The organism is Bartonella sp. EBT8 (assembly GCF_055796165.1).
Map to the genome: position 1 here is coordinate 23,117 of NZ_JBTTDJ010000001.1, position 22,608 is coordinate 45,724.

The following is a 22,608-nucleotide window of genomic DNA, read 5'->3' on the forward strand; positions in this document are numbered from 1 at the left end:
TCCCCTTTAACATATAACCTTGCAAGTCCCTTGCCAAGGTATGAGGAGATGTTTATTGTCTTTTAGAGTGATTTTTCTTTATCTTTTCACCTCAAGATTAAAAAAAGGTTCCACAACATTGACAAGAGGGGCATCTTCGCGGGATAAAAGCCAATTGAAGGGCGCCATAATCCGCTTGATGCTGACATTTGGTTGAAAAAGCACTTGAGAAGTCAACTCTGGAACATCGCACCCTTTGTCATTTGAGAGCATCGGCAATGATTGTAAAGAGGGGAAATGGGGATTTTCAAGATCAATATTGCTTTTTTGCAACAAAGATTTTAGCTGTTTTAAATCTGCTGCTCCAACCTTTATGGGATCTTCTCCACGATTGGTAATCTGATAGCGCCCATCCCATAGAGAAGTTTTTCCAGGCTCCACAACAGCTTCTTTCATATTTCGAGATTCGCGCCAAAGAGCAATACCACTTCTGTTATATTCAATGACAGATCCAGCATAAGTAAAGCGCTGCTTTTCTGATGCTGAGAAACAGAGTTTTTGCATAAGAATTATCAATTTTTGCGCAGGAAGCAAATAAAATCCCCCGCCCATCAACACGGCAAAGAGCCCCACCACAAAGGAAAAACTTGGATGTTGTTGTAAAAATGGCGCGGGCTTTGCAATAAAACAACGCCCATAGGCGACAGCGATATCCAGAGCTAAAATGAGATCGGCAACAATTCTTGCCTGTTGACGGCGTTTAAGTGCGGCATTCTGAACCCTTTGTACAATCACGGCGAGTCTTTTCTGCTGAAGAGATTGACGCACACGCACGCGTTCAAAATTGCGATCTTCATTGGTTGGATCATCAATCCAAACTTTGCCCTTGAGGCGCAAATAAGCACGCAGAGTTTCGCGCTTTACACCAAGGAGCGGACGGATCAAGCGTATTTCTCGACAAAGCAATGCCTCACGTGGGATACAAGACAACCCCCGCGCAGACATCAATCCGTCGTTTTTTTCAGCAATATCAGCAATAAGGGCTCTCCTTTGTGCACACTTTTCCCAAATTTCTCTAGAAAATATGCCACCACGCATGTCATCAAAGGCTTCACTTGCTAAAATACCGGAAGATCCTCTCGCATAATCGCCACCCTGTCGATCAACAAAAGCTGGTTGTTGCCACTCCGCTATATCCTTCTGAAGACGTTTTGAGCGCATTTGATAGGTTTCAACCTGATCATTGAGCGTATGCCCTGTCATAATAAGGGCTGCACCCTGTTTTTGCGCTTCTTGAAACAGGAGGTTATAACGTGCAATACGAGCACTTGACGCAATCTGTGTCTTTGGTTTTTTGCCTTCCCACCGCACAATCCTATGTTTAATGCGATGGGTACGGCAAATTTCTGCAACGGTTAAAGCTTCACGAGCTGATTCTTTCCGTAATTGATGATCAACAGTAACAGCGATAACTTCCGGAGCAACACAGAGCGTTTTTAAATGGTCTCTGACTAAAAACAGTAAAGCGAGAGAATCACTCCCTCCTGAGACAGCAAGGATTACCTTTTGACACTGGATAAAATCCGATGTTTTAAAGAGATTTCCCGCTATGCTAATGCACACCGTGACCGACCTCATTTCTTTTTACAGGTTTACAAAAGACAGACTCTAACGTTTTATGATGATTTGCTTTTTTCGCTACTACGGCACAAACCTCTTCATTTTTGTCAAGAGACACCATACTCAATGCTAATTTCAACAAAATTTCAGAAGTATAGAGCTTCTTTTTATCTTTATGCCATGCGATGAGATAAGTTTGGGCTGCTTCATGATAGCGTTTTTGTCCTAACAAAGCTTCTGCTAACCAGAACAAAGCATCATCCCTCAAAGGATCTTTTTTATAACGCTGTTGAAAATCACAAAAGGCCTTTTCAGCATCAACATAGTGAGCAGAACGAAGAGAATCATAGCCTTTTTTATACAACGCTTTAGAAGAAAGACGAGAGGAATCCTCACCCTGCTGTGATTCGACACCCTTTTCTTCTTGATGATTCTGCTCTAAACGGTTTTCCTGTAAACGATCCTCTGTTTCCTTTGCATCTTTATGGACTTCCTTCAGATGCTCACCCATTTTTCTCACAGGATCATAGATTTTCTGTAAAGGGTCTTTATGATCATGACTCTCCCCATCAGCAACACTGCTCTGCACATCTTTGGTGGTGGTGGAACTCCCTTTATGAACCATTTCTTCTTTTACAGTCGGCACGTTTTCATCCAAAGCAGCGCTCTCAAACGCACAAGAATACACAGAAGAGCCTTCTTTATCAAAAAGCTGGTGGAATTGCTTTTGAACATTTTTCAAACTGTTATGCTCAAGCACCATTCGTATATTATGCAAGAGTTTATCCAAATCATAATCCTTAAACAGCGCCTTTTGATTTTCTAAAATAAACTCTCGATTTTGAATCATTCCCTGAAAAGAAGGAGTAGCATTTGCATTCACCGCCTTATCAGCAGCATCAGCACCAGCTTTCTTCACCGCACCCATAGCTTTATCAGCAACAGGCGCAGCCTTTTCCACCGCACCCATAGCCTTATCAGCAACAGCAGCATCCGCCTTTTCCACCGCATCCGCGGCTTTATCAGCAACAGGCGCAGCCTTTTCCACCGCACCCATAGCCTTATCGGCAACAGCAGCACCCGCCTTTTCCATCGCATCCGCGGCTTTATCAGCAACAGCAGCACCCGCCTTTTCCACCGCACCCATAGCCTTATCAGCAGCGGCATCAGCTTTCTTCACCGCATCCGCAGCCTTATCGGCAACAGCACCAACCTTTTCCACCGCATCCACCGCCTTATCAGCAGCATCAGCACCAGCTTTCTTCACCGCATCCATAGCTTTATCAGCAATAGGCGCAGCCTTTTCCATCGCATCCATAGCCTTATCAGCAACAGGCGCAACCTTTTCCACCGCATCCGCAGCCTTATCGGCAACAGCAGCACCCGCCTTTTCTACCGCACCCATAGCCTTATCAGCAACAGCAGCACCCGCCTTTTCTACCGCATCCATAGCCTTATCAGCATCAGCAGCACCCGCCTTTTCTACCGCATCCGCAGCCTTATCGGCAACAGCAGCACCCGCCTTTTCCACCGTATCCGCGGCTTTATCAGCAGCATCAGCACCCGCCTTTTCCACCGCACCCATAGCCTTATCAGCAGCGGCATCAGCTTTCTTCACCGCATCCGCAGCCTTATCGGCAACAGCAGCACCCGCCTTTTCTACCGCTTCCACGGCCTTATCAGCAACAGCAGCACCCGCCTTTTCCACCGCATCCGCGGCTTTATCAGCAACAGGCGCAACCTTTTCTACCGCACCCATAGCCTTATCAGCAGCATCAGTACCAGCTTTCTTCACCGCATCAGTAGCAGAATCCTCTTTAGAATATTGGGAAAACCACCGCGCTGCACTTTGAACAGATGAAGCAGAACAAGCGATAAAAACGGACATATAGAGAGCCGTTTTCCAATTCCTTTTGCTACATATCAACATAATTTTCTCCCCTTAAGAATCTAATTTTTAATTGTTCATGGTATTAAGCGTTGTAACAGCACGACGATTTTGGTTCCAACAGGAGATATCATCACACACTGCAACAGGTCTTTCTTTTCCATAAGAAATTGTTTGAATGCGTTGCGCAGACACACCAAGAGAAATCAAATAATCACGCACGGCAACAGCACGACGTTGTCCCAGTGCCAAATTATATTCACGCGTCCCACGTTCATCAGCATGGCCTTCAATCATAATAGCATGATAAGGATAACGCAGTAACCATTCTGCTTGGCGCATTAAAATGCGTTCAGCATCAGGTTCAATTGAAGAAGAATCGAGACTAAAGAAAACGCGATCTCCAACGTTAACGGTAAACTCCTGTCCTGAACCCGCAGGAGCTTGATTAAAACCAGCTTCATTGAAATAAGAGTTATTCAGACTGTTCGGGGCACCGACATTTCTTTTGCCACAACCAACCAGCGCCAATGAAATCAAAAAGAGGGCAGCGAAGGGATGAAAGCTAATATTTTTGGTAGAGCGCATACACTAATTCTCCTTAATGAATAAAAATGAAAAGAGATCTCCTTTCAAAAGCACTTTAAGAATAATCATTAATTCCTAATGAAGAAGAAATTTTCTCTCATTTTTTACCACTTATCATTTTTTAATTTTTGCGGTTTTTCTTCACCCACAGACTTTCAAGACGAATGTAAAACCATGCTCACCCTTAAATTTTGCGCATCCTCTTGTTTACGTGTCTTCCTGCTGGTTTTTCTTGAGTGCATTGAGCTTTGCAAAAACTTTATCGGCATCAAAACTTTTGTTAGGATCCTCTTCCCTATGATAGTCTCCATATCCTTCCCCTTGATTGTCCCCATGACCTTGATTGATGGCAGCATTTTCTGTTACCGATGCTGGAAGCAAAGAGGGATCTTCTGCTGCTGAGACAGGGCGATTTTTTGCGGCACGATGGAGTTCTAAATCCAAATCAATTTGTGAACAGAGCCCCAATCCTACAGGATCGAGAGGAACCAAATTAGCGCTATTCCAATGGGTTCTAAGGCGAATTTGTTCAATTGTCCCCTTTGTTGTCCCAATCAAGCGTGCAATTTGCGCATCTTTCAATTCGGGATGGTTCACCACCAACCATAAGATCCCATTTGGACGATCTTGTCGCCGAGAAAGAGGGATATAGCGCGCACCTTTGCGTTTTTTTTCTGGAATGCGCACTCTAGACTCGGAGATTTTTAAGCGCGCATTTTTATCAGCTTCCACCCGTGCAATTTCACTGCGCGTCAATTGCCCAGAATTAATGGGATTGAGACCTTTAATACCATGAGCCGCTTCACCATCGGCAATAGCCTTCACTTCTAACACATGCAATTTACAAAATTCTGCAATCTGATCAAAAGAAAGAGCCGTGTTATCAACCAGCCAAACAGCTGTTGCTTTGGGCATCAAAAGTTGCGTTGCCATCTCTATAATATCCTCTCACTTCGCCTCTTTATGGAGTTCTTGAGGCAGATTATCGCTCCTTGCGGAGCACTAGATCTTTTTCTTACACATTGGTTTTCTTTACCCACTCTTAAATGAAAGCGAGGCATGGAATAAACCACTTTTGCCATGAAATACTCTGTTATAACCTGATTTTTAATGAACGACAAGACATCTGTCTTGTTATGATCCTTAACAGAGTCTCTTTACCTTTAAAGCGAATTTTCTTATAAAGGATTTATTCGAACATTTCAGCTTATGTTGCGGCATCTTTATTCTGGTAGGATATATATTTTATTGCTTTAAATTCAAGGATAATCTCCCTGAACCAACCTCACTAGAAAAAAGCCCTCAAATTGGAAAGAAAACTATGGCAGGTCATTCACAATTTAAAAATATTATGCACCGTAAAGGACGTCAAGATGCAATGCGCTCGAAAATATTTTCTAAGCTTGCACGTGAAATTACCGTTGCAGCCAAACAAGGTGCTCCAGACCCAGCCATGAATCCACGCTTAAGGCTTGCTGTCCAGAATGCTAAGGCACAATCGATGCCAAAAGACAATATTGAACGTGCAATTAAGAAAGCTTCAGGAGGCGATGTTGAACATTATGATGAAGTGCGCTACGAAGGGTATGGTCCAGGGGGTGTTGCTGTTATTGTTGAAGCTTTAACAGATAACCGCAATCGCACTGCTTCCAACGTGCGGGCTGCTTTCACCAAATCGGGTGGAGCTCTAGGGGAGACAGGTTCGGTGAGTTTCATGTTTAATCGAATTGGTGAAATCATCTATAAGCGCGAAGCAGGAACAGCAGACAGCATCATGGATGCCGCCATTGAAGCTGGTGCTGAAGATGTACAATCAGAGGAAATGGAGCACCATATTACCTGCGCATTTGAAGATATTGGTGAAGTTTCTAAAATGCTTGAAGCAAAACTTGGTGAAGCAGAATCAATCAAAACGATTTGGAAAGCCACCACCCTTGCACCCATCGATGAAGAAAAAGCTTTATCAGTGTTACGCCTTATCTCGACATTAGAAGAAGATGATGACGTGCAAAATGTTTATGCTAATTTCGATGTCAGCGATGAGATTTTAGCAAAACTCTCTGGTTAATTTTCTCTCTGGTGAATTTCTATGCGGTCATCCGGCACGCAAACACTGCCCCTACACCAAAATGCCCGCACACAAAAATGCCCGCACACAAAAATGCTCATGTACAAAAATGCCCACACGCAAAGAGAGTTGTGCACACTCTCTTTTCTCTGAGAGCCTCACTTAGACTTTTGCGAACAATGAACTGAACTTTCACGCAAAGTGTAGCCTCCCTATCATTTTACCCAACACATACAAAGCCCCACTTTAAAAGCAGAGCCTTTCATAAAAACGAATATTGCCACCAAAACACATAAAAGCTCTCTATCAATTAAAAAAACTCTTTGTTAAGAAAAAACTTGGCTTTATCCCCCAAACACCCTCCTCATCGACAGTCCATGGCAGAGTGAATATGAAACTTACAACATTTCCCAACAAATTCATTGTCAAGACAACACACTTGCTCTCTTAAACAGCCTCATCAATTCTGATCCCAGAGTTTCATGAACGTTTACACTGTTTGTCTTGCAAAACAGAACGCCATTGTAAAAACGCCATTGTATTACACATTGACGAGCTTTTTTAAAAGAGACATTTCTTAAAGCACCCAAGCCCATTTCACAATGCCGCCCGTGAATGGTAGAGCAGTAAAGCTATTGTGCACCACCATCTTTACACTTATGAAGGAGCAAACCGGCACCCTCATACTCTTTAAGTTTTACCAGCCGCCACTGTTGCAACAGCCCTTGCTATTCAGACGATTCATAAGAGGCATTTTACTCCTTTCTTTAGAGTTTTTTCCCACATGCCAGCTATGACGAGCAAATAAATGATTTTGATTGATATAAAATGAAAGGAGGTGAGAATCTTACAATATTCGGAGGTCTCATTCAACAGGCAAAACAATAAATTATCGTTATAAATCAATGCGTTGACTTTATTAAGCGAACATTGTTATCGTAGATTAAGCAATGGCGACCATGCTGGATCAGAAGCATCATTGGGCGTATGGACTTGGCGTTCATTGCGTCCAGTAATATCAATGGTATAAAGTTTAGGTCCCATTCCTGGATTTTTACGAAAGAACATCAAAACGCGACCATTAGGAGCCCAAGTTGGCCCTTCATTATGAAAACCTGTCGTTAAAATTCTTTCTCCTTGTCCATCCGGATGCATAACCCCGATAGAGAATTGTCCATTTAATTGTTTTGTAAAGGCAATATAATCACCACGCGGCGACCAAATGGGTGTAGAATAGCTTCCCTCGTTTGAGGAAATACGCTGAACATTGCTTCCATCCGCATTCATTGTATAAATTTGTGGTTTTCCGCTGCGGTCAGACGAAAAGACAATTTTTGTCCCATCTGGTGAATAAGAAGCTGATGTATCGATAGCAGCAGTGTCTGTAAGGCGCGTTGTTGTGCGTGTCCGCAAATCCATAGTGTAAAGATTTGCACTCCCATCATTTTGCAACAAACTCATGATAACTTTCCGTCCATCAGAAGAAAAGCGCGGAGCAATTGTCATATTATCAAAGGCCCCGATTAACTCATTTTGTCCTGTTTCAATTTGTTGAAGATAAACATGGGGCACTTTCTTACGCTTGTAGGCCATATAGGTAATTTCTTGCCGTTTTGGTGAAAAACGCGGTGTAAGCATCAACTCATGACCATCAGAAAGATAGAGCAAATTTGCTCCATCTTGATCCATCATCGTTAAGCGTTTAACCCGTGCATTTTGGGGACCTGTCTCATCGATAAAAACGATCCTTGTATCAAAATAACCACTTTCACCGGTCATCTCGCTATAAATTTCATCGGCGATCATATGGGCAACACGCCGCCAATATTCTGAAGCCGTATAAAAGCGCCGCCCTTTGAGTTGCCGCTGCCCAAAGACATCCCACAAACGAAAATCGACTCTCAATCGCCCATCGGTTTCTCTTATAACCTGTCCGGAGACCAAACCTTGTGCTTTTATTTTTTTCCACTCAGAAAAATGAGGTTGCTTATAGGGATTGGAGATTTTTTCCAAAAAAGATTCCTTCTCAAGAGAGTGAAAAAGCCCTGAGCGTTCAAGATCGGCTGAAATCACAGAAGTTATTTTTCCCCCTATTGAATCGTTAGAAATAAAATCTGCGATGGCAATAGGAATAGGGTTAAAATCAGCACTAGAAATAGTGCCTTTCAATTGTGCATAAGCGCATGAAAAACTGGAAAGCCACAAGCCACAAGTGACAATAAACCAAGAAAAAAATTTATGTCTCGTTATAGTCATCATGGAATCTATCCTTTCGTTAAGAGAAAAACTTCTCTGTCTTTCATTGTGTTATTTCTTGAAGGGGATCAACATTAAAATCAAACCCTTGCCCCCACAAATCATATTGATCACGGGGCAGATCTACGTAAGGTTGACAGGAAAAAACGGCTGCATACACTTGTCTTATCATAATGGCTTGCTGACTTTGTGCACCACTTAACGGATCAATAATGGGATCTCCTACAACCATTCCTTCACGATTTAGATAAAATCGCAAACGCACCACTGGGCGGTTTTTTAAATCACCCCCAAGAGCCACCAGTTTAAGTTTCTGTTGAATACATCCCCCAACAATACTGACCAGTGTTTGTGCCATTTTTGTGATATCATTGATATTTTTTCTTGCCCCCAAAGCTTCTGGTGTCGTGGAACGTTTTGCCCCCCCTCCTTGCGTGCGTACACGATTAAGCAGATTATTTTCTTCCATTGCCAAAATATCTTCAATGGATTTTTCCCTTCGTTGATGACTTTTCTTTTTCTCTTCTTTCACATTGTGTGGAGCAGATTTTTCATCAGACTTCGGTTTAAAATGAGGAAGAGGAAATGTGTTTGGCAGCGTAATTTGAGGTGTTTTTGGGCGATCTACAGTTTGTTCTATAGAGTCCTTGGGTATTGCTGGAGCTGGTTCTTGTGGCAAGGTTATCTTTTCATTTTTGTGCACCTCCACAGGCGCCTCAGGCATAGCCTTTTGCTCGTTCTCCTGAGGCATCTCCACCGGCACCTCAGGCATAGCCTTTGGCTCATTCTCCTGAGGCATCTCCACAGGCGCCTCAGGCATAGCCTTTGGCTCATCCTCCTGAGGCATCTCCACAGGCGCCTCAGGCATAGCCTTTGGCTCATCCTCCTGAGGCGTCTCCACAGGCGCCTCAGGCATAGCCCTTAGCTCATTCTCCTGAGGCATCTCCACAGGCGCCTCAGGCATAGCCCTTGGCTCCTCCTCCTGAGGCATCTCCACAGGCGCCTCAGGCATAGCCTTTGGCTCATTCTCCTGAGGCATCTCCACAGGCGCCTCAGGCATAACTCTTGACGAATCCTCTTGGGCGGGCTCTGTTTTTGGCAATACTTCTGTTTTTGTTTGTGAGAATTCGTGTTCTATCAATTCTGGTGAAGGTTTTTCCGGCACGCTCGCTTCTCCTGCTGGTGGAGATGTTGTTTCAACAAGACGTGGTTTTTCATCTGGTTTAAAAGGCGCAAGACTATCTTGTTGTCCTTCTCCAAAATGAAGTGCTTCTTCCTTTTCTTGTGGTTTGGTTGTTGGTTTTATTGCTGGAATTGCCCGCACAGGAGCATCGATAGCCCCTTGTTGCGAGGAAAACTCTTGCATTAAAGGCGCAAGGGTAATCGGAATTGCTTCCAATTGTTGTGGCAAAGGGACCAAACTGATGAAATGAACACTTACTCCACTGAGCAAAATCACATGGATTGCAAGGGACAAAGCCAAGCCTCGTTTCATACTATGATAAGAGTCTTTGTTCATCTTCCTACCTTGCGTTTTTTATTTTTAAAGACTGTTTGTTGCATTACAGACAACGTGTAACAGTTCCTCATCATCTCATTGTGCCAAACTAGCCAAAGCCACTTGTGAAAAACCTGCCCTTTGAAGATCGGCGAGCAATTTTAACACTTGTTGATATTCAACCGTTTTAGCGGCACGGACAAAAAGACGTTTATTCTTTTGAGCAGGTTCGTCCTCCAATTTTGCTTTGAGTTGTGCAATCAGTGCTTCAGCTGTTTCATAATAGTCTTGATTAATGGCGAAGCGCCCTTGCGCATCCAACGAAACCGTAAGGGGGGTGTCTTGCATTTGCACCGGCCCAGCTTGACTATGAGGCAGATCAAGGGGCACCCCGTTAACCAGAAGGGGTGCAGAGACCATAAAAATAATCAACAGCACCAGCATAACATCAACAAAGGGCGTAACATTAATCTCACTCATCAATTGACTATGCGAATGATGGCGTCTGCGTGTCTTTTTTTGAGAAGAAGCAACAGAAATTCCCATGAAACACCCCCTTAGAATGATGAATGCGATGTCAGTGTTTCATCGATACGCCGTGAGACAATTGTCGAAAATTCATCAGCAAAGTTTTCTATTTGTGTAATAATCCTCGCGCTTTCATGAACCAATTTATTATAGGCAATTACCGCTGGAATTGCGGCAAACAAACCGATCGCTGTTGCCAAAAGTGCTTCTGCAATGCCTGGTGCAACGATTGCCAATGAGGTGTTTTGAGACGCTGAAATAGAAAGAAAGGAGCTCATAATACCAATGACTGTTCCAAAAAGACCAATAAAAGGTCCCGCCGATCCAAGTGTCGCTAAAAAGCCTAATTTTGATTCTATCTTTGCACTTTCACGTCCCAGCGTGAGATCCATAGCCTTATCAATCCTACTCTGCAAACTTATCGATGTATGAAGCCCCTTTTCAAGAGATTTTTTCCATTCCACCATTGCGGCCATAAAAACTGCAGAGATACTGCTCGTGCGTCGACTTTTACATTCTGCATAAAGCTCTTCCAGCGCCTTACCTGACCAAAAGACACGTTCAAATTGTTTTATGTCACGCCGTATTCTTCGATAGGTCAAGATTTTATCAAAAATAATTGCCCAACTCCATACAGAAGCGAGCAGCAACCCAATCATAACTGCTTTAACAACGACACCCGCTTGCATAAACAAATGCAATATTCCAATCATCTCTGGATTCGTTAATTCTACATGCGGCATTCTTTTTGTCCCTCTCAATGAAAGATTCATTTGTTAAAATTGAATAAAGCAGATTGTTTTATAGTTTCTAAATTTCAGAAAAAATTTTTATTGTCTCTTCAATCAAAGTGCCACTATTCAATATAACCTTAATTATTGAACAGAGTACAGTTTTAAACAAGCATTGTTGAGAAAAGCTCTTTAGGCAACCGTCGTGGTTTTCCTATCTCATTAATGAGTGCAATTTCAACCTTTGCTGTAACCAACACCACATCGTCACGCAGAAGGACCTGTTCCATAAAAAAGCGTGCCCCCTGACGGCGATTGATCCGTGTTTTAATGGTTAAAAGATTATCGATTTGCGCCGGTCGTAAAAAATTGATTTCCATATGACGGACGACAAAGAACAGTTTTTCCCCCTCAATCCCTGCTGCTAACATCTTGCTATTAAAACCTGTCTCTCGTAGAAATTCTGAACGTCCTCGTTCAAAAAACTCCAAATAGCGTGCATGATAAACCACGCCAGAAAAATCTGTATCAGCAACATACACGCGGACCTGAAAATCCTGAAAAGGATTTGTATGATTATTTGTAAAAGAAGATATTTCCATCATTTGCACCATCCCATTCTTTTGAAGAGTAAATTTTCTTTATATCGCCAATTGACTGTATTTTTGTGTTAAAATCGTGAAAGTGAAAGCACAAAATTCTTAAAAATTCCAAGCTTATTCTCTCAACATTCTCTCACAGGCCATAGACAGACAAGAGCGTGTTCTTTATGAGAAACACTTGGCTTTTTATAAAGGAATATTTTAGTCCTCTTCTTCATCCCACAAAGTTTTTTGCAGTGCTGGATTATTGTGTCTATCAGACAATTGAGAGCGTTTTTGTGTTGACGGTGTAGAAACCGGAGCAGACAATCCTAAATGACCCCAAGCTTGTTGCGTCAGGATTCGCCCTCGCGCTGTACGTTGAATAAACCCCTGTTGGAGCAGATAGGGTTCAATAATATCTTCAATAGCGTCCCGCGGTTCTGAGAGAGCCGCAGCGATCGTTTCAATGCCCACCGGACCACCTAAAAAAGTTTCCGCAATCAGCAGCAAATAGCGACGATCAAGCGGATCGAGCCCCAAATAATCAACTTCAAGACGAGACAGCGCTTCATCAGCCACGTGACGATCAATTTCCCCCGCTCCTTTCACCAGAGCAAAGTCACAAACTCGCCGCAACAACCGCCCAGCGATACGGGGTGTCCCCCGTGCACGACGGGCAATTTCATGGGCACCATCATCACTAATCTTTACGGTAAAAAGCCGTGCATTGCGTTTAACGATATATTCCAATTCCTCTATAGTATAAAAATTGAGACGAATTGGGATACCGAAACGATCGCGTAATGGAGTGGTTAACAGCCCCAAACGGGTTGTTGCAGCCACCAAGGTAAATTTAGCAAGATCAATTTTAACCGAACGAGCAGCTGGTCCTTCACCAATGATAAGATCCAGTTGATAATCTTCCATAGCTGGATAAAGAATTTCTTCAATTGCCGGACTTAAACGATGAATTTCATCAATAAAAAGGACATCACGTTCTTCTAGATTGGTCAAAAGAGCCGCCAAATCTCCTGCTTTAGCAATCACCGGCCCTGAGGTAGAGCGAAAATTAACGCCCAATTCTTTAGCCATAATTTGTGAAAGGGTTGTTTTTCCCAATCCTGGAGGACCAACAAACAGAACATGGTCGAGCGCTTCTTGGCGAGCCTTTGCTGCTTCGATAAAGATTTTCAAATTGGCCCGTGCCGCTTCCTGACCAATAAAGTCATCGAGCACTTGTGGTCTTAAGGAACGATCTGGATCGTTAGGAAGGGGGATAGCCCCCAAAAGGCGTTGATCTTGATCTTTATGCATTGTTACCTTTTACTCAAGAGGAAGGAGAAAGCAGTTTAAGGCTATGGCGAATAAGCACAGCAGAGGAAACATCTTCCCCTTCAAGAGCCTTCCTTGCTGAAGCAAGAGCACGGGCTGCTTGATCGCGATCAAAACCGAGATTAATCAAAGCAGAGAGTGCTTCATTGGTTGGTTGACGAGCCCTTTCCAAGTGAGGAATAGGAGCAGAATGGAAAGTATTATCATTGAAGGGAAGAGCCTTACTTTTGAGTTCACTCACAATTCTTTCACTGACTTTTTTACCAACGCCAGGAGCGCGACTAATCATAGCAATATCACTTAATGCAATTGCTTGTGCGAGTTCATCGGGTGATAAAGTTCCCAAAATTGCCAAAGCAACCTTTGCCCCCACACCCGGAACATTTTGCAACAAGCAAAACCACTCTTGTTCCGCTCTTGTAGAAAAACCAAACAGACGAATTGCTTCTTCACGCACATGGGTTTCGATAAAGAGACTGATACTCTCACCAAGAGCTGGTAAAGCAGGACGCAATCGATTTGATACAAAAACAACATAGCCCACACCCTGAACATTGACAAGGATATGATCTTCAAAGATATGTTCAAGGATCCCTTTTAATTTACCAATCACACTCTAACCCCTATCATACCATAATCCGTAAACGATGCGAGAGACTTCCACGATGCACCCTATGGCAAAGCGCAAGAGCATCAGCCACATCATTGCACGCAAATTCAGCACGAGGAAGCAGAATTTTCACCACCATAACGCCCATCATAAGGCAAGCATCAAAAAGACCTTTGCATTCACCAATCATACCCCAACCTCCATCATGCTGTAACTCTCAAACGATGCGAGAAACTCCCACGATGCACCCTATGGCAAAGCGCAAGAGCATCAGCCACATCATTGCACGCAAATTCAGCACGCGGAAGCAGAATTTTCACCACCATAACGCCCATCATAAGGCAAGCATCAAAAAGACCTTTGCATTCACCAATCATGCCCCAACCTCCATCATGCGGAGGTCCGTAAACGATGCGAGAGGCTTCCACGATGCATACTATGGCAAAGCGCAAGAGCAAGAGCATCAGCCGCATCATTGCTGTCAAATTCAGCACGAGGAAGCAGAATTTTCACCATCATATGAATTTGTTCTTTAGCACCATGGCCAACACCAATAACGGATTTTTTTACCTTATTTGGAGCATATTCAAAAACCGGCAGATTTGCTTGTGCTGGCACGAGCAGAGCAACAGCGCGCGCCTGTCCAAGTTTTAAAGTTGCCGTCGCATCTTTATTAACAAACACGTGTTCCACGGCGGCTTCATGGGGCATAAATTGATGGACAATCTCTGAAAGTCCCTTATGAAGCTGGCAGAGTCTAGAAGCAAGATCACACCGCACATGAGAAGAAACCGTCCCCGCTGCGATGAATTGCAGACGATTTCCCAACAGATCGATGACGCCCCATCCTGTATGCCGTAGTCCGGGATCAATACCTATAATACGAATCGTCTCTGCCATAAGTTGCGACTTTATACAGTTTTTCCGTGTTTGAACAGAGGTCCTCAAAACAAAGAGAAAATCGAAAAAATACGGTTTTCTTTAGCGATACACAAAGCCCCCATAGTCACAAGACCCTACAGACACAAAAGACCCCATAGGCGCCTGTCAACACTCCATAGGTGCCCTTAAACAAAGCAAGTTCTCCTGCTTCAAGGCGAATTATTTCTCCCATAAGTTCCAAATCTCTCTCTTTTCCCCCATGGAAACAAAGAGCCCCCACGTAAACAAAGGGAAAGAAACGGAAAGATCAAGAAAACAGGGTAAAGCTCTATCCTTGAACAGAGGTGCACAAAACAAATAGGAAATCAAAAAACACGCTTTCTTGAGCGATGCACATAACCCCCCATAGGCGCCTTTTAAAACCCCACCAGTACCTTTCAATAAAGGAAGCAACCAGATTTTCTTATAAATTGTTTCTACTCTTAAATTCCAATTCTGTATACTTTCCACGAAAAGCAGCCCCCCAAGAAAACACCATGTGTTGCACATTCACACACTTTTCCAAAAAAAACATCTCTTAAAGAGAGCACCCAAACCCATTTCGCGGTAGCACCTGTAAAGGGTATGCGAATAAATCCACTGTAAATCGATTATGCACCACCATTTTATACTTATGATGGCACAATCCAGCAGCAGCATTCCATTGACCAGCCCTGAAATGTTGCGAAAGCTCTCGCATGAACAGGATTCATAAGAGGCGTTTTTACTTTTTTCTCAAATGATTTCATTCACACGTTCATCCCACTTGTAACATGCAAGGGGATGGTTTCGTGTGATTCAACATAAAACAGATTTGAAATGAGAGCATTTTAAGGTATTTAAGGGCTCTCACTCAACAGGAAAAGTGATAAATTATCATTATAAACCAACATCTTATTACACAAAAAAGAGGTTAGGCAGCAAAGTGAACAAAGGAACGTCCCAATAAATATAAAGAGAGGGAATGTATTTCGAAAGCCAAGCGTAACGCTGAAAATAGAACCCCTCGTGACAAAACGATACATTACAGAAACTTTTTCACTTTTATTGTAAATCCTGTGAAATTCCTTTATGACTAAAAAGGTCGTTTTGGTCGTATACGCAACGGTCAATAGAGTGTTGGAAGCTCTAAGCTCCAACATAAAATTTCCCCCGCTTTGCGGGTATCCCGGAATTCCGGGAGATTTTGCTATGTCCAGGTGCTTATCAAGCACTAAAAGCAAAAGGCTGATCGAGGTCAGTGTTTTAGACTCCCGGAATACCAATGCGAGGGCGCTCGCAACTGGTGGGGGCATAAAATGCAAACCAAAAACCTTTTTCGCGACATTTTTATCGGCAAAAAAATCCGCTTCAGAAGAAAAATGTTGAAAATGTCTCAAAAAGAATTGGGGCAATCTTTAAATCTAAGCGCGCAACAAATTCAAAAATATGAAACCGGCCTCAATCGTGTAAGCGCTGGGCGCTTAAAAGAAATTGCCAATATTCTCAACGTACCCCTTTCCTTTTTTTACGCTGATCTCTTAACAAAGCAACAGCCCCCATACCATCATGATGAGATCATCTCGAGCAAAGAAGAATATCTGCTTTTAAAAAGCTTCAGAGTGCTGAACTCTGTAAAGCAAAAAGCAATTTTACAGTTAATCTCTGATCAGAAATAAAATCTTGAAGACGCAAGATCAATGCACAAAAAGACCGCTGTTTTCTCATCCTCTTCGATTGGATAAGCAGCGCAGTACCTCTCTCTTGAGAAGTCGCTCTCATGACAAAACCATACAGAACAGAAACTTTTTCATTTTTATTGTAAATCCTTTGAAATTCCTTTATGACTAAAAAGGTCATTTTGGTCGTATACGCAACGATCAATAGAGTGTTGGAAGCTCTAAGACTCAAACATAAAAATTGATCCCGCTTTGCGGGTGTCCCGGGATTCCGGGAGCTTTTGCTATGTCCAGGTGCTTATCAAGCACTAAAAGCAAAAGGCTGATTTGAGTTCAGTGCTTCCAACCTCCCGGAATACCAACGCGAGGGCGCTCGCACCCGGTGGGGGAATGAAATGCAAGGCAAAGACCTTTTTCGCGACATTTTTATCGGCAAAAAAATCCGTTTTAGGCGAAAAATGTTGAAAATGTCTCAAAAAGAATTGGGGCAATCTTTAAATCTAAGCGCGCAACAAATCCAAAAATATGAAACGGGCCTCAATCGTGTAAGCGCTGGTCGTTTGCAGGAAATTGCCAATATTCTCAACGTACCCCTTTCCTTTTTTTACGCTGAGATCTTAACGAAGCAAGAACCCCCATACCATCATGATGAGATCATCTCGAGCAAAGAAGAATATCTGCTTTTAAAAAGCTTCAGAGTTCTGAATTCTGTAAAACAAAGAGCAATTTTACAGTTAATCTCTGATCAGAAATAAAATCTTGAAGAGGTAAGATCAACACGCAAAAAGACCGCTGTTTTCTCATCCTCTTCGATTGGATAAGCAGCGCAGTACCTCTCTCTTGAGAAGTCGCTCTCATGACAAAACCATACAGAACAGAAACTTTTTCATTTTTATTGTAAATCCCCTAAAAGTACTTTATTATTTAACCATGTGATTTTGATCGAATACGCAACGATCAATAGGGCCTTGAAAACCCTAAAATCCGAGCACGAAAATAAACCCATTACCATGGGTATCCCGGGATTCCGGGAGATTTTGCTATGTCCAGGTGCTTATCAAGCACTAAAAGCAAAAGGGCTGACTCGGATTCAGTGTTTTCAAGCTCCCGGAATACCAACGCGAGGGCGCTCGCAACCGGTGGGGGGCATGAAATGCAAACCAAAGACCTTTTTCACGACATTTGTATCGGCAAAAAAATCCGCTTTAAGCGAAAAATGTTAAAAATGTCTCAGAAAGAACTAGGAAACCACTTAAGGATAAGCGCGCAACAAATCCAAAAATATGAAACAGGTCTCAATCGTGTAAGCGCTGGGCGCTTAAAAGAAATTGCCAATATTCTCAACGTACCCCTGTCCTTTTTTTACGCTGATCTCTTAACAAAGCAACAGCCCCCATACCATCATGATGAGATCATCTCGAGCAAAGAAGAATATCTGCTTTTAAAAAGCTTCAGAGTTCTGAATTCTGTAAAACAAAGAGCAATTTTACAGCTCATCTCTGATCAGAAATAAAATCTTGAAAAGGCAAGATCAATGCACAAAAATGCTACTGCTTTTCTCATCCTCTTCGCTTTGATAAGCAGCGCAATGCCTCTCTTGAGAAGTCGCTCTCATGACAAAACCATACAGAACAGAAACTTTTTCATTTTTATTGTAAATCCTTTGAAATTCCTTTATGACTAAAAAGGTAGTTTTGGTCGCCTACGCAACGACCAATACGGGTTTGAAAGCCCGAAACCCTAGCGTAAAAATGGACCCACTTTGTGGGTATCCCGGGATTCCGGGAGTTTTTGCTATGTCCAGGTGCTGTCAAGCACTAAAAGCAAAAAGCTGACTAGGGTTCAGTTCTTTCAACTCCCGGAATACCAATGCGAGGGCGCTCGCACCCGGTGGGGGGCATGAAATGCAAACCAAAGACCTTTTTCACGACATTTGTATCGGCAAAAAAATCCGCTTTAAGCGAAAAATGTTAAAAATGTCTCAGAAAGAACTAGGAAACCACTTAAGGATAAGCGCGCAACAAATCCAAAAATATGAAACAGGTCTCAATCGTGTAAGCGCTGGGCGCTTAAAAGAAATTGCCAATATTCTCAACGTACCCCTGTCCTTTTTTTACGCTGATCTCTTAACAAAGCAACAGCCCCCATACCATCATGATGAAATCATCTCGAGCAAAGAGGAATATCTGCTTTTAAAAAGCTTCAGAGTTCTGAATTCTGTAAAGCAAAGAGCAATTTTACAGCTCATCTCTGATCAGAAATAAAATCTTGAAGAGGCAAGATCAATGCACAAAAGTGCTACTGCTTTTCTCACAAGTTTTGATGTGATGCGAAATACAAAAAACGCGGTACAAAATTTTCTAAGAACTAAGAACGGCGAAATGCTGTTTTAAGCAATTCGATTTGTTTTCCTACTGGATTATCTTCTTCTACGATATGGGGAAGTTCACCCTCTTTATCGGCACGCATATATTGCATACGCGCTTCGAGACGCAGTGAACGAGCAACAAAATGGCGGAAAACTTCTGGCAACTCTTGCCAATGGGCACTTTCCAATTCCAGTGTCGGTGTATGAAGCGAGACTTTTGCAATTTCTTTCTGTATTTGTTCTGCTGTCATTTCCCCTTCGCGTTCGGCCCGAAGAAGGAGCAGCTGAGAGGCAATTTGCATCAACCGTGTACTGAGAAACATTGCTTCTTTTGCATAGAGTGCAGAAATTTCAGCTGAAAGAGACCGTGCAGCAAATTTTCCTTCTGTATCAATATAAGTTGCCGTTTCTTCGATCAATGTCATCGTCTCCTCATAGAGACGATTAAAGGCATTTTCGAAAGCACTATGCTCAATCATAATAATGGGTTCATCATCGGAATGTTTGTGTGCACTCACGCTTTACATACTCCAAATATCAGCACAAAGAATTATGAGACTCAACGAAATAAGAATGAAAAAGTTTCTTTTGTTGCTGTTGTAAATCGTTTGTCTAGAGTACCTCTTTTGCCCCCCTTGCGCAATAAACTTCTTAAGCTAAGGTTAACGCCCCCTCTTATCGCGTTACAGCCGGATCGGTTTCCTTAGCAAAGAACTGCTGGAGGGAATAACGTTTCTCATAATAATAGGCGACCCCCAATTGCACCATAATACCGCTTATAATGAGCAGTGTATCGGAAAAAAACGTTCCTGTCATCCCTGTTTTTAAAATTTGTCCAACCATAGCAAAAACAGTACCTGTCACGAAGACAGGAAGGCTGTGTTTTCCTAAGATCGCTAAAGGATTTTGAGGAGAGACCTGAAAGCATTGACTAAAGCGCGGCAAGCAGAGGATCAATGTCGCTAAGGCCACAACATGGAGCAGGCGCGGTAAACTTAAAAAGGTTTTATTAAAATCAATCAACGGAGAAGACCAACCAAACCACCCCAAAACGCCCCACCAATTGAAACGCACCCAGAACAGTGAAAGCAAAAGATATGCGGCGGAAAGAACAATCCAAAAGGGCTGAAGGGGGATTTTTTTTCCCTGTTTCAAAGCCAAAGTACTCACCAAGCCTATAACAAACAACAATTGCCAAGACAAAGGGTTTAAAAACCACTTTCCCGCTAAAGGATAGGAAGGGGGAGCGATTTGATAAAATCCGCAAATGAGATAGAGCATAAACGAGCAAAAAAGCAGCAGTCCTTTTCTTTTACAGCCCCAATAAAGCAGAAAGGGTGCCGCAAGCATCAAAACAATATAGAGCGGCAGAATATTATTGTAGCCTAATTGATGCCCAAAGCTTAAGATGCTAAAAAATGCAACGAAAGGCTGTGTAAAAAAGAGTTCCATATTGTTCATCGATAACAATTTTTCGACACGCCACAATAAAAAGCCCCCAAAAAAGAGGCTCAACGTTGCAAAAGTGGTAAAAAGATAAGCTCCATAGAGTTGCAAAGCTCGGCGCCAAAGTTTGCGGACAATAAAGAAAAAAGACTTCTGAGAGAGGCGCGCATGAAAACTTAACCCAAGAGCAACGCCTGACAGCAAAACAAAGACTTCAGCAGAGTCAGAAAAACCAAAGTTTCTATGTGTGATATATTCGTAGACAGTCCCGGGAATATGGTTGATGAAAATTGTCAATAAAGCTAAAGAACGAAAAACATCGATGCGTGTATCGCGATAAGAAGGATGTGCCTTATGATCAAAAACGCCCTTATATCCCATCAATGGACCCCCATAAACAAGAAAGTGATCTTTTTTAGCAAAGCGCGCCTATAGGATGAAATTTTATTTTCAAAAGTCAAGTTCATTTTAAAAATCAAGGACTTTGTATGACAAAACAACAAAACCAACCGCCTCAATCTGCTCCTCAAATGCACTCTAGCTCTCAAGCGCATTCTGATCTTCACTCTGATCTTCAAACAGCATCGGCTTCTCAAACAGCATCTCATCCCCAATCTGCCCCTCAAACGCACTCTGATCCTCATACAGCCTCTGCATCTCAAACAGCATCTCATCCCCAATTGGTATTGACATTAGATGTTCGACGGACTGTCGCCCCTACCCTTTTGCGTCAACTTTTGCGAAACAAACACACATCAGCCAAATCTTTTGCCTGCGTCATTCTTTATGACTCTGAGGGTGATGATGTTTTTTTACAAAAACAAGCACAACTCTATGGAGAAGATATTCAACAAACGGATACCGCCCTTCTCATTGCGGGTGACAGCCGCATTGCGAGCAGAACAAAGGCGGATGGCTTACACATAGAGGGTGATTTGAACGCTCTTGAAACCCTTGAAAATCAGAAACGGGAGCAAAAAATCATTGGGTTCGGCAATATACGCAATCGCCATAGCGCCATGCTTGCTGGAGAAGCCGGTGTTGATTATCTCCTATTTGGAAAACTTGGAGCTGATAAAAAACCGCACGCACACCCACGCAATCTTCAATTAGGACAATGGTGGGCAGAAATTATGGAGATCCCCGCCATTATTCAAGCAGGCAGTGACTTTGCAACTTTTGATGAAGTGTTAAACACCACTTGTGAATTTATCGCTGTTGAAGAAATCCTTTTTTCCCACGACAACCCGTTGATAATCCTTGAAATGATGGCAAAAAAATGTAAAAATCCATAACTGTGATACGGGGGAAGCCTTCATAAGAAAACATGAGCAAGACATTGGTAAAAAATCCCACACATACCTCTGTACTTTGTAAATGACACACACAATGAGAAAAGGGGGCATAAAATGAAACACAGAGGAACACTTGAAGAGCTACAAAACATCATTCGCAAAGCCGGATATGAAATCATAGAAACGAAGCTCACACCACACCCCTCCAATGTCCCAGTGTATCAGATCAGAACCTCTGAGGGAGGATTCATAAACTGGTATGAAAGCACAGGAAAAATCAATGTTCAAGGTAAACCAACCACGCGGGAGAAGCTACAGGAGAAGCTAACAGAAAAGTTGCCTCACCATATCGAAGAAAAATCTCAAATCTCTTATCCAAAGAATACTTCCAATGTCTTACCTCTCCCTTCTCCGGAAGTTTTTATCGTCCACGGTCATGATTCTAATGCTTTAAAAGACCTTCAACTTATTCTTCACACGCTTCGTGTTGACTATCAGATCTTGCAAAATACGAGCGGTAATGGTTTAACGATCATTGAAGCTTTAGAACAAGAAATCTGTGCACCAACCCGTTCTATAAAATTTGGTATTGTATTGCTTACCCCCGATGACATGGGCTATGCTAGCACTGATGATCAAAAAAAAGCACAACCTCGTGCGCGACAAAATGTTATTCTAGAAATGGGCATGTTAATACCCGTTCTTTCTCGCAGAAATGTTGCCATTCTACTAAAACAAGGCGTTGAACGCCCTTCAGATATTGAAGGGATTATATACATTCCTTTCAACAACCAGGTAAGTGAAACAATTGCAAAACTTGTACAGCGATTAAGAAACTCTGGATTCAAGATAGATTCAGAAGCAATGACTGATGCATTAATTAAATTTGAACAACGGACTCATATTGATTTTGGAACACACCCTATACCCCTATAATGTGCTTCAACAAACACTCTTCAATACGCCAAAGTTCCACCGCTTTTCTCATCCTCTTCGCTTTGAAGCAGACCGCAAGAATGAGGACACTGCTCAAATGTAAGCGCGCAATAAATTCAAGAATATGCAACAGGATTAAATCATCTACATGCGGGGCGTTTGAAAGAATTTGTCTCTTAAGCATAAACTTCCATTACTCTTAGAGATAAGCATTTTTTAAACGCGTGAAGGCTGAATTCATTCCCGCTTGATTAGAAACTGATATTTTGTTACGTGTGATGAGCAGCGGAATTGCTCTTAAT

Annotated in this window: 21 protein-coding genes and 4 pseudogenes; 7 read left to right on the forward strand and 18 right to left on the reverse strand. The window is 42.6% G+C overall.

Going from position 1 to position 22,608, the window contains the following annotated elements; translation table 11 throughout:
* Positions 1–78: 78 nt before the first annotated feature.
* From AC0QT4_RS00140 to AC0QT4_RS00160, 5 genes and pseudogenes are all read right to left on the reverse strand, one after another.
* A pseudogene (locus AC0QT4_RS00140) lies at positions 79–1,011 on the reverse strand (PP-loop family protein); the annotation flags it as partial.
* Between the two features lie 165 nt (positions 1,012–1,176).
* Positions 1,177–1,617: pseudogene (tilS, locus tag AC0QT4_RS00145) on the reverse strand (tRNA lysidine(34) synthetase TilS); the annotation flags it as partial.
* Positions 1,592–3,529, reverse strand: a complete 1,938-nt coding sequence (locus AC0QT4_RS00150; protein WP_473199712.1) for a tol-pal system YbgF family protein — start codon at positions 3,527–3,529, stop codon at positions 1,592–1,594. The pseudogene tilS and the gene AC0QT4_RS00150, both read right to left, overlap by 26 nt.
* Positions 3,530–3,556: 27 nt before the next feature.
* A complete protein-coding gene (gene pal, locus AC0QT4_RS00155; RefSeq protein ID WP_473199713.1) occupies positions 3,557–4,075 on the reverse strand; it encodes a peptidoglycan-associated lipoprotein Pal in 519 nt (172 codons plus the stop codon).
* A 207-nt stretch (positions 4,076–4,282) separates the two neighbouring features.
* A complete protein-coding gene (locus tag AC0QT4_RS00160) occupies positions 4,283–5,008 on the reverse strand; it encodes a DUF1013 domain-containing protein (protein WP_473199714.1) in 726 nt (241 codons plus the stop codon).
* A 388-nt stretch (positions 5,009–5,396) separates the two neighbouring features.
* Between AC0QT4_RS00160 and AC0QT4_RS00165 the strand changes: the two genes are divergently transcribed.
* Entirely contained in the window at positions 5,397–6,143 is a 747-nt protein-coding gene (locus AC0QT4_RS00165; RefSeq protein WP_473199715.1) for a YebC/PmpR family DNA-binding transcriptional regulator, read from the forward strand.
* A gap of 530 nt (positions 6,144–6,673) precedes the next feature.
* Here AC0QT4_RS00165 and AC0QT4_RS00170 read toward each other — a convergent pair.
* From AC0QT4_RS00170 to ruvC, 11 genes and pseudogenes are all read right to left on the reverse strand, one after another.
* A pseudogene (locus AC0QT4_RS00170) lies at positions 6,674–6,897 on the reverse strand (integrase); the annotation flags it as partial.
* Positions 6,898–7,076: 179 nt separating this feature from the next.
* Entirely contained in the window at positions 7,077–8,399 is a 1,323-nt protein-coding gene (gene tolB, locus AC0QT4_RS00175; protein ID WP_473200006.1) for a Tol-Pal system beta propeller repeat protein TolB, read from the reverse strand.
* A gap of 43 nt (positions 8,400–8,442) precedes the next feature.
* Positions 8,443–9,918, reverse strand: coding sequence for a cell envelope biogenesis protein TolA (locus AC0QT4_RS00180; protein WP_473199716.1), 1,476 nt, complete (start codon positions 9,916–9,918; stop codon positions 8,443–8,445).
* A 75-nt stretch (positions 9,919–9,993) separates the two neighbouring features.
* Positions 9,994–10,443: a protein TolR gene (gene tolR, locus AC0QT4_RS00185; protein ID WP_473199717.1), complete on the reverse strand. Its 450-nt coding sequence runs from the start codon at positions 10,441–10,443 to the stop codon at positions 9,994–9,996.
* A gap of 11 nt (positions 10,444–10,454) precedes the next feature.
* Entirely contained in the window at positions 10,455–11,168 is a 714-nt protein-coding gene (gene tolQ / locus AC0QT4_RS00190; protein WP_473199718.1) for a protein TolQ, read from the reverse strand.
* Positions 11,169–11,320: 152 nt separating this feature from the next.
* Positions 11,321–11,761 carry a tol-pal system-associated acyl-CoA thioesterase gene (gene ybgC / locus AC0QT4_RS00195; protein ID WP_473199719.1) on the reverse strand — a complete coding sequence of 147 codons (441 nt, stop codon included), beginning with the start codon at positions 11,759–11,761 and terminating at the stop codon, positions 11,321–11,323.
* A gap of 198 nt (positions 11,762–11,959) precedes the next feature.
* Positions 11,960–13,054, reverse strand: a complete 1,095-nt coding sequence (gene ruvB / locus AC0QT4_RS00200) for a Holliday junction branch migration DNA helicase RuvB (RefSeq protein ID WP_473199720.1) — start codon at positions 13,052–13,054, stop codon at positions 11,960–11,962.
* Positions 13,055–13,067: 13 nt separating this feature from the next.
* Entirely contained in the window at positions 13,068–13,685 is a 618-nt protein-coding gene (gene ruvA, locus AC0QT4_RS00205; RefSeq protein WP_473199721.1) for a Holliday junction branch migration protein RuvA, read from the reverse strand.
* Positions 13,686–13,698: 13 nt separating this feature from the next.
* The gene (locus AC0QT4_RS00210) at positions 13,699–13,872 is read right to left on the reverse strand and encodes a hypothetical protein (RefSeq protein ID WP_473199722.1); all 174 of its coding nucleotides are present in this window, start codon (positions 13,870–13,872) and stop codon (positions 13,699–13,701) included.
* Positions 13,873–13,885: 13 nt separating this feature from the next.
* Positions 13,886–14,008 (reverse strand): annotated as a pseudogene (locus AC0QT4_RS00215) (crossover junction endodeoxyribonuclease RuvC); the annotation flags it as partial.
* 64 nt (positions 14,009–14,072) lie between these two features.
* The gene (ruvC, locus tag AC0QT4_RS00220; protein WP_473199723.1) at positions 14,073–14,582 is read right to left on the reverse strand and encodes a crossover junction endodeoxyribonuclease RuvC; all 510 of its coding nucleotides are present in this window, start codon (positions 14,580–14,582) and stop codon (positions 14,073–14,075) included.
* A gap of 1,319 nt (positions 14,583–15,901) precedes the next feature.
* On the opposite strand from ruvC, the gene AC0QT4_RS00225 reads away from it, so the two are divergent.
* The 4 genes from AC0QT4_RS00225 to AC0QT4_RS00240 all read left to right on the forward strand — a co-directional run bounded on the left by AC0QT4_RS00225 (position 15,902) and on the right by AC0QT4_RS00240 (position 18,525).
* The gene (locus AC0QT4_RS00225) at positions 15,902–16,261 is read left to right on the forward strand and encodes a helix-turn-helix domain-containing protein (RefSeq protein WP_473199724.1); all 360 of its coding nucleotides are present in this window, start codon (positions 15,902–15,904) and stop codon (positions 16,259–16,261) included.
* Positions 16,262–16,656: 395 nt separating this feature from the next.
* Complete coding sequence (locus AC0QT4_RS00230) at positions 16,657–17,016, forward strand: helix-turn-helix domain-containing protein (protein ID WP_473199725.1); 360 nt, start codon at positions 16,657–16,659, stop codon at positions 17,014–17,016.
* A 398-nt stretch (positions 17,017–17,414) separates the two neighbouring features.
* Positions 17,415–17,774 carry a helix-turn-helix domain-containing protein gene (locus tag AC0QT4_RS00235; RefSeq protein ID WP_473199726.1) on the forward strand — a complete coding sequence of 120 codons (360 nt, stop codon included), beginning with the start codon at positions 17,415–17,417 and terminating at the stop codon, positions 17,772–17,774.
* Positions 17,775–18,165: 391 nt separating this feature from the next.
* Positions 18,166–18,525, forward strand: a complete 360-nt coding sequence (locus AC0QT4_RS00240) for a helix-turn-helix domain-containing protein (RefSeq protein ID WP_473199726.1) — start codon at positions 18,166–18,168, stop codon at positions 18,523–18,525.
* Positions 18,526–18,628: 103 nt separating this feature from the next.
* Here the strand turns inward: AC0QT4_RS00240 and AC0QT4_RS00245 are convergent, their stop codons facing one another.
* Both AC0QT4_RS00245 and AC0QT4_RS00250 read right to left on the reverse strand, forming a co-directional pair.
* On the reverse strand, positions 18,629–19,147 hold the full coding sequence (locus tag AC0QT4_RS00245; protein ID WP_473199727.1) for a DUF1465 family protein: 519 nt from the start codon (positions 19,145–19,147) through the stop codon (positions 18,629–18,631).
* 157 nt (positions 19,148–19,304) lie between these two features.
* Positions 19,305–20,456: an OpgC family protein gene (locus AC0QT4_RS00250; protein ID WP_473199728.1), complete on the reverse strand. Its 1,152-nt coding sequence runs from the start codon at positions 20,454–20,456 to the stop codon at positions 19,305–19,307.
* 107 nt (positions 20,457–20,563) lie between these two features.
* On the opposite strand from AC0QT4_RS00250, the gene AC0QT4_RS00255 reads away from it, so the two are divergent.
* Both AC0QT4_RS00255 and AC0QT4_RS00260 read left to right on the forward strand, forming a co-directional pair.
* Positions 20,564–21,370: a thiamine phosphate synthase gene (locus AC0QT4_RS00255; RefSeq protein WP_473199729.1), complete on the forward strand. Its 807-nt coding sequence runs from the start codon at positions 20,564–20,566 to the stop codon at positions 21,368–21,370.
* A 114-nt stretch (positions 21,371–21,484) separates the two neighbouring features.
* Positions 21,485–22,306 carry a TIR domain-containing protein gene (locus AC0QT4_RS00260; protein ID WP_473199730.1) on the forward strand — a complete coding sequence of 274 codons (822 nt, stop codon included), beginning with the start codon at positions 21,485–21,487 and terminating at the stop codon, positions 22,304–22,306.
* Positions 22,307–22,608 lie beyond the last annotated feature (302 nt).